General features: G+C 63.3%; 7 protein-coding genes and 1 pseudogene. 1 reads left to right on the top strand and 7 read right to left on the bottom strand.

The genetic code is table 11. From position 1 onward, the window contains the following. Nucleotides 1–137: 137 nt before the first annotated feature. Nucleotides 138–305: pseudogene (locus tag P0D89_RS54755) on the top strand (Pnap_2097 family protein); the annotation flags it as partial. 25 nt (nt 306–330) lie between these two features. Here the strand turns inward: P0D89_RS54755 and P0D89_RS49895 are convergent. The 7 genes from P0D89_RS49895 to P0D89_RS49865 all read right to left on the bottom strand — a co-directional run bounded on the left by P0D89_RS49895 (nt 331) and on the right by P0D89_RS49865 (nt 7,238). Next, entirely contained in the window at nt 331–1,287 is a 957-nt protein-coding gene (locus P0D89_RS49895) for an HPP family protein (RefSeq protein ID WP_408370157.1), read from the bottom strand. Nucleotides 1,288–1,338: 51 nt separating this feature from the next. Then, complete coding sequence (pntB, locus tag P0D89_RS49890) at nt 1,339–2,733, bottom strand: Re/Si-specific NAD(P)(+) transhydrogenase subunit beta (RefSeq protein ID WP_408370159.1); 1,395 nt, start codon at nt 2,731–2,733, stop codon at nt 1,339–1,341. 10 nt (nt 2,734–2,743) lie between these two features. Further along, nucleotides 2,744–4,321: a Re/Si-specific NAD(P)(+) transhydrogenase subunit alpha gene (locus P0D89_RS49885; RefSeq protein ID WP_408370162.1), complete on the bottom strand. Its 1,578-nt coding sequence runs from the start codon at nt 4,319–4,321 to the stop codon at nt 2,744–2,746. A gap of 1 nt (nt 4,322) precedes the next feature. Then, nucleotides 4,323–5,102 carry a fumarylacetoacetate hydrolase family protein gene (locus tag P0D89_RS49880; RefSeq protein WP_408370165.1) on the bottom strand — a complete coding sequence of 260 codons (780 nt, stop codon included), beginning with the start codon at nt 5,100–5,102 and terminating at the stop codon, nt 4,323–4,325. Nucleotides 5,103–5,211: 109 nt separating this feature from the next. Further along, nucleotides 5,212–6,459: a formyl-CoA transferase gene (gene frc / locus P0D89_RS49875; RefSeq protein WP_408370168.1), complete on the bottom strand. Its 1,248-nt coding sequence runs from the start codon at nt 6,457–6,459 to the stop codon at nt 5,212–5,214. A 76-nt stretch (nt 6,460–6,535) separates the two neighbouring features. Next, complete coding sequence (locus P0D89_RS49870; protein WP_408370171.1) at nt 6,536–6,784, bottom strand: hypothetical protein; 249 nt, start codon at nt 6,782–6,784, stop codon at nt 6,536–6,538. Nucleotides 6,785–6,806: 22 nt separating this feature from the next. Continuing rightward, nucleotides 6,807–7,238 carry a PAS domain S-box protein gene (locus P0D89_RS49865; protein WP_408370173.1) on the bottom strand — a complete coding sequence of 144 codons (432 nt, stop codon included), beginning with the start codon at nt 7,236–7,238 and terminating at the stop codon, nt 6,807–6,809. Nucleotides 7,239–7,389: the final 151 nt, after the last annotated feature.

The raw sequence follows: 7,389 nt of genomic DNA, 5'->3' as shown, positions 1-7,389 counted from the left end.
ACCCGAAGGACGCGTCACGAGCGTGACCGCGACGTCGTCTCCATGACGCGGAAGTGTCGGTGATCGGCATGTCCGGGTCGACCAGACAGCCGACTGCATCTGGACAAGAGTCAGTTACCCGGTAACGCTGACGGGCTATGCGGCAAACGACACAGGGCTATCGCGCCGGGATGCCACAATTGGCCTATACGGGGCTATCCGAAAATTGGCTGATCAAGGAATGCGGACATCGTCACTGGGAGGCGCTGGCGGGAGATGCCGGCCGGAGCGCACCGGATTTCGTCGATGAGGACGGGAGCAAGTCGTGATTGCGTCGGATGATCTCGGTGGTCAAGCAGCGCGAATGCGCGAGCGTTGCACGTGACGATGCAAGCCGGTGATCAGATCGCTCGGCGTCACCATCCCAACGAGCCGCCGGTCGGCGTCCAGCACCGGAATATGGTGATGCCCGTGATTCGCGAACCGCGGCACGAGATCAGCAATCGGCGTATTCACGCTAGCCGCGCGCGGGTCAGCGCTCGCGGCTTCCGTGCTTGCGGCTGTCGGCCGCGACATGATCGTGGCGCAGGTCAACTCGTTCAACGCGCGGGCGTACCCCTGCATTTGCGTCTCGCGCAGCAGCGCTTCGAGATCGTCCGCGTCGATATCGAGCCATTCGCTGCGTTTGGCTAGCACCGCATCCAGATCGGCCCGTGTGAAACCCGGCGTCGGGGCCGCGCCTTGTTGCGGATTCTGCGCGGCGACGTGCGGATAACGATGCCCCGTCAGCGCATGAAACACGAGCGCCGCGCAGAGCAGCGCAATCGACTGAATCGCAATCGGCTCAAGGACGAAACGGTAGCCCATTGCATGAATCGCGGGACCGCCGAGCACCGCCGTCAACGCGACCGCCCCCGAGGGCGGATGCACACAGCGCAGCGCGAACATCGCGCAGATCGCGAGCGACACGGCGAGCGTCGCGGCCGCAACCGGATTCGCAATCCAGCTCGCACACGTGACGCCGACCACGGCCGATACCAGATTGCCGCCGATGATGGACCACGGCTGCGCGAGCGGGCTCGCGGGCGGGCCGAACAGCAACACGGCCGATGCGCCCATCGGCGCGACCAGAAGCGGCATCGCCGCATCCGCGCCGACCAGAAAATGCATCGAACCGCCAGTGAACGCGATGCCGAACAACGCGCCGACACACGACCGAAAACGCTCCGGCCATTTGACCGTCACCGGATGCGGCGCGAAGCTCAGCAACCAGCGCACCGCCGCAGAGGCAAGGTTCGTTTTCGGCATGGTTTTGTCTCCGTCGTGGGCGGCGGTGTGGCTTGCTTTTCAGCCTGCTCCTCAGGCGGCCTCTAGTTGCCTGAGCAACGCGTCCACGCTGCCCTTCGCGTCGCCGAACAGCATCCGCGTGTTGTCCTTGTAAAAGAGCGGGTTGTCCACGCCCGCGTACCCGGTCGCCATGCTGCGCTTTGACACGACCACCGTGCGCGCCTTCCACACTTCGAGCACCGGCATCCCCGCGATCGGGCTGCCCGGGTCCTCGAGCGCGCCGGGGTTGACGATGTCGTTCGCGCCGATCACGAGTACGACGTCCGTATTGGTGAAGTCCTTGTTGATCTCATCCATTTCGAGCACGATGTCGTACGGCACTTTCGCTTCCGCAAGCAGCACGTTCATGTGGCCCGGCAAGCGCCCCGCCACCGGATGGATGCCGAAGCGCACACGCACGCCGAGTCCCTCGAGCTTGCGCGTAATGTCGCTGATCGTCGTTTGCGCCTGCGCGACCGCCATTCCGTAGCCCGGCACGATGATCACCTCGGACGCGCCGCGCAGAATCGCGCAGACTTCATCGACGGTGGTCGGCACGACTTCGCCCGCGATATCCGCCGAGCTGGTGCCGCTTGCCGTGCCGAAGCCGCCAAGAATCACCGAGACGAAACTGCGGTTCATCGCGCGGCACATGATGTAGCTGAGAATCGCGCCGCTAGAGCCGACCAGCGCGCCAGTCGTGATCAGCAGATCGTTGCTCAGCATGAAACCGGTGGCGGCCGCCGCCCAGCCGGAATAGCTGTTGAGCATCGATACGACGACCGGCATATCCGCACCGCCGATCGCCATCACCAGATGCACGCCGAGCGCGGCTCCCAGGACGATCATCGCGAGCAGTGCGACAACGCCGTCGGCCCCCGCCGGCACCGCCAGAAAGCGATAGCCGATCACGATGCACAACACGAGCACCGCGAGGTTCAGCAAATGCCGGCCTGGAATCACGAGCGGCTTGCCGCTTACCGTGCCTTGCAGCTTGAGGAACGCGACGATCGAACCGGTTAATGTGACCGTGCCGATAAACACGCCGAGGTAGATTTCGACCAGATGGATCGCACGTTCCGCTTCGCCGAGTTCGCCGGCCGGCATCAGATAATTGGTCACGCCGATCAGCACCGCGGCGAGCCCGACGAAGCTGTGCAGCACCGCGACCAGTTGCGGCATTTGCGTCATCTCGACGCGCCGCGCCAGCAATGCGCCGATTGCCGCGCCGATCACCGCTGCCGCGAGCACGACCTCGAACCCCCCGCCTTGCGCGATCAGAAGGGTCGCGACGACCGCGATCAGCATGCCGGCGACGCCGTACAGATTGCCGCGCCGCGCGCTGCTCGGATGACTCAAGCCGCGCAGACTAAGAATGAACAACGTGCTTGCGCCGAGATAGGCGATGTTGCCGATTCCGTTCAGCATTGACTTCTCCTTAATTGCGCTGAAACATCTTCAGCATCCGCTGGGTCACAAGGAACCCGCCGGCGATGTTGATCGTGGCGACCAGTAACGCAATGCCACCGAGCACCGTGACCAGCGCGTTCGGCGTGCCGAGTTGCAGCAGCGCGCCGATCACGATGATTCCGCTGATCGCATTGGTCACGCTCATGAGCGGCGTGTGCAACGCGGGCGTGACGTTCCAGACTACCTGATAGCCGACGAAGACCGCGAGCACGAACACGGTCAGGTGCGCGACGAAGGCGGCCGGCGCGACCGCGCCCAACGCGAGCAGCCCCAATGCGGCGGCCGCCAGCAGAATCAGCGAGGTGTAGCGCGAGCCGCGAGCCTGCTCCTTCGCATCGGAGGCAGTGGCGGCAGCGTCCTTTGCAGGCGCCGGCTTGTGCACCGCGATCGCCGCCTGTTTTGGCGGAGGCGGGGGCCAACTAATCTGCCCTTCGTACACCACCGTTGCGCCGCGCATCACGTCGTCATTCATGTCGATACGCGCGGTGCCGTCTTTCTGCGGCGTCAGATCGGTGAGCAGGTGCCGGATATTGGTGCCGTACAGCTGGCTCGATTGCGTCGCCATCCGGCTCGGCAAGTCGATGTAGCCGATAATCGTCACGCCGTTGACGGCGGCCACGACACCCGGCTGCGTCAGTTCGCAATTGCCGCCCTGCTCGGCCGCCATATCGACGATCACGCTGCCCGGCCGCATGTTTGCCAGCATCGCCGCGGTGATCAGCTTTGGCGCCGGCTTGCCTGGAATCAGCGCGGTCGTGATGATGATGTCGACTTCCTTCGCCTGCGCGGCGAACAACGCCATCTCAGCTTCGATGAACTTCGCGCTCATCTGCTTTGCGTAGCCGCCCGCGCCGCTGCCTTCTTCCTCGACGTCGAGCTTGAGGAATTCGGCGCCCATGCTTTCGACCTGCTGCTCGACTTCCGGCCGCGTATCGAACGCCCGCACGATCGCGCCGAGCCCGCGCGCCGCGCCGATCGCCGCCAGTCCCGCGACGCCCGCGCCGATCACCATCACCTTCGCCGGCGGCATCTTGCCCGCCGCGGTGATCTGCCCGGTGAAGACGCGCCCGAAGTGCTGCGCCGCTTCGATCACCGCGCGATAGCCGGCCATGTTCGCCATCGAACTGAGCGCGTCGAGCTTTTGCGCACGCGAAATGCGCGGCACGCAGTCCATCGCCATCACGCTCGCGCCGCGCTCGGCGAGCTGTTCCAGCAGCCCCTCGTTCTGCGCGGGCCAGATGAAACTGATCAGCGTGGCGCCCGATTTGAGCAGCGAGGTTTCGCTGACGCCGAGCGCCGGGTGATGTTCCGGTGCGCGCACCTTGATCACGATATCGGCATCGGCCCACAACGCACCGGTATCGCTCACGATGCGCGCGCCGGCTGCGCGGTACGCATCATCATCGAACGACGCGCGTACGCCGGCTTCGGTTTCGACATTCACCGTGAAGCCGAGCTTAAGCAACTGGCCGACCGTTTCGGGTGTCGCGGCCACACGCCTTTCGCCGTCGCGGATTTCGCGCGGCACGGCAATCGTCATCGGCATGTCAACTCTCCAGGGCGAGTGGGTTCGACAGGACACCGATGCCGTCGATTGATACGTCGACCGTCGCGCCATCCTTGATCGTGCCCACGCCGATCGACGTGCCGCACGCGATCACGTCGCCCGGTTCGAGCGTCATGTCCTGCGAAATCAGGCTCACCTGTTCGGCCGGCGAGAAAATCATGTCCGCGAGCGGATAGTTCTGCCGCTCGACGCCGTCGAGCGTCGTCACGACGCGCGCGGCGCCCCAGTCGAAATCGCGCCGGATCGCGGGGCCGATGCAGCTAAACGTGTCAAAGCCCTTCGAGCGGCACCATTGCGCGAAATTGACGTCTTCGTTCAGGAGTTCGGCGGCGGTGACATCGTTGATGCACGTGTAGCCGAAGATGTAGTCCCTCGCCGCTTCGACCGATACGTTGCTGCAACGCTTGCCGATCACGATGGCGAGCTCGCCTTCGTAGGCGATCTTGCCGCGATACGCGGGCGGCCGCCGAATCGATTCGCGTTGCCCGATCACCGAGGTCGGCGGCTTGATCAGAAAGAGCGGATGCGTGGGCGGCGCCTTGCCGAGCTTCTCCGAGAGCGCGTAAAAGTTGTTCCACAGCGCGACGACCTTGGTCGGCACGCACGGGCTCAGCAGCGTCAGTTCATCGACGTCGTGCACGTTGCCAGTCGATGTCGATTCGCCGAACATCTCGCCGGCGTATTCAGTGACATTTTCTTCGCTTAATGTCCCGAAGCGGGTATGTCCATCGGCGAGACGAAAACGTATCCACGATGTCATCGGATTGTCTCCTGCAATATTGTGTTGCGAAGACGCGACCGGAAAGGTCGCGCCGCAAGGTCTTGTTATGCGTGTGTCGAAACGCCGGGGGCGATTTCTGCCAATGCGCTCAGATCGCGCCGACGGTGTGCAAATGGGCGATCTGATCCGCGGTGTAGCCGAGTTCGGCCATCACCTCGTCGGTGTGTTCGCCGAGCAGCGGCGAGCGCGTGACTTCCGTGGGACTGTCCGACAACTTGATAGGATTGCCGACCGTCAGATACTTGCCGCGCACCGGATGATCGACTTCGACGATCGTGCCGGTTTTGCGCAGCGACGGCTCTTCCGCAATCTCTTTCATGGAGAGAATCGGGCCGCACGGAATGTCGTACTTGTTGAGGATGTCCATCGCCTCGAATTTCGTCTTGGTCATGGTCCAGCGCTCGACCTCGGCGAAAATGTCTTTCAGATGCGGCAGGCGTGCGGCGGGCGTCGCATAGTTCGGGTCCGTGGTCCACTCTTCACGGCCTATCACGTTGCAGATTTTTGCCCACACCGGCGCCTGCGCAATGAAGTAGATGTACGCGTTCGGGTCGGTTTCCCAGCCCTTGCATTTGAGAATCCAGCCAGGCTGACCGCCGCCGGACGCGTTGCCGGCGCGCGGCACCGCTTCGCCGAACGTGCCATTCGGATGCTGCGGGTACTCTTTCATCACGCCAGTGCGCTCGAGCCGCTGCTGGTCACGCAACTTCACGCGGCACAGATTGAGCACGCCGTCCTGCATCGCGGCCAGCACATGTTGGCCGCGGCCCGTCGATTTGCGTTGATAGAGCGCCGTAACGATGCCGAGCGCGAGATGAAGGCCCGTGCCGCTATCGCCGATCTGCGCGCCGGTCACCACAGGCGGACCATCGTCGAAACCGGTTGTCGATGCCGCGCCGCCGACGCATTGCGCAACATTCTCGTACACCTTGCAATCTTCGTAGGGACCGGGGCCAAAGCCCTTCACCGACGCGACGGTCATTCGCGGATTGAGCTCCTGGATGCGCTCCCAGCTAAAACCCATCCGGTGGAGTGCGCCGGGGGCGAAATTCTCCACCAGCACGTCGCACGACTGGATCAGTTCCTCGAGAACCAGTTTGCCTTCGGGATGCTTCGTGTCGATCGTGATCGAGCGCTTGTTGTGATTGAGCATCGTGAAGTAGAGGCTGTCCGCATCGGGAATGTCACGCAGTTGCTCGCGCGTGATGTCGCCCGCTCCCGCCCGTTCGACCTTGATGACGTCGGCGCCGAACCATGCGAGCAACTGCGTGCAGGTCGGGCCCGACTGCACATGCGTGAAGTCGAGGATTCTCACATCCTCCAATGCTCTGCCCATCGTGAGTCTCCCTCAATTAATCGTGGTTGTTCTGGACAAGCCGGTCGGGCGCGTTTGCCTCGACGTCGTACGCAATTCAGGCTTGGCGTTTTCGGACGGCGGGCGCGAGCAGCGCCATCGCGGCACGGCGCGCCCCGGCGATCGCCGCCGCTTCGCTTTCAAAAATGGATTCGTCGACAACCTGCTGATACGGCAGCAAGTCAGGCTGCGCCGGATGATTTTCCTCGACAGTGCGAATCGCCACGTAGGCGGCCCAACCGCCGTTGTGAATCCATTGCATCGCGGACAACTCAAGCCGGTATTTACCCAATACTTCTACATGCATCGGAATTCTCCTGTGCGGCCACTCAAGCGCCCGCTGACGCTTCCAGTTCCGCGAGGCGCTTGCGCAGCGCGCGATCTTCCTGGAAGCGGCTGGTTTCATCGCGAATCACCGCTACGATGCCAGTCAGTTCACGCTCCGGCGAATGCAGCAGCGCCACCGTAAAGGCGATCGACAGCGAGCGGCCGTCCTTTTGCACGGCGGGAACGCGCAGCACGTCGTTGCCGTAACGCGTTTCGCCCGTTGCCATGGTTTTGTGATAGCCGTCCCAATGACGGCCGCGCAAACGCTCGGGGATGATCAGATCCAGTGACTTTCCCAACGCCTCGCTTTGCGTGAAACCGAACATGCGCTCGGCCGCGGGGTTCCACAGGGTGATGCTGCCCGTCGCATCCGAGATGATGATCGCGTCGCCGATTGCGTTGACGAGCTGCTCGAAGTCGATGGTTGTTTGCATGGATGGCGCGCTCCCCAACAAGTAAAAACACAGATCTCGATACGGCGTCCGAGAGAGGCGCCGTATCCGCAGGCGCCGGCACGAAGCCGGGCCTGCGTGACACCGTTAAACTGCTTTCACTTCGCGCAAATTGAAGATGTCCTGCTTGCTG

The organism is Paraburkholderia sp. RL18-085-BIA-A (genome assembly GCF_046027075.1).
Classification (GTDB): domain Bacteria; phylum Pseudomonadota; class Gammaproteobacteria; order Burkholderiales; family Burkholderiaceae; genus Paraburkholderia.
The sequence above is the reverse complement of the archived record's forward strand: the minus strand, read 5'-3'. Positions and strand labels throughout refer to the sequence as shown.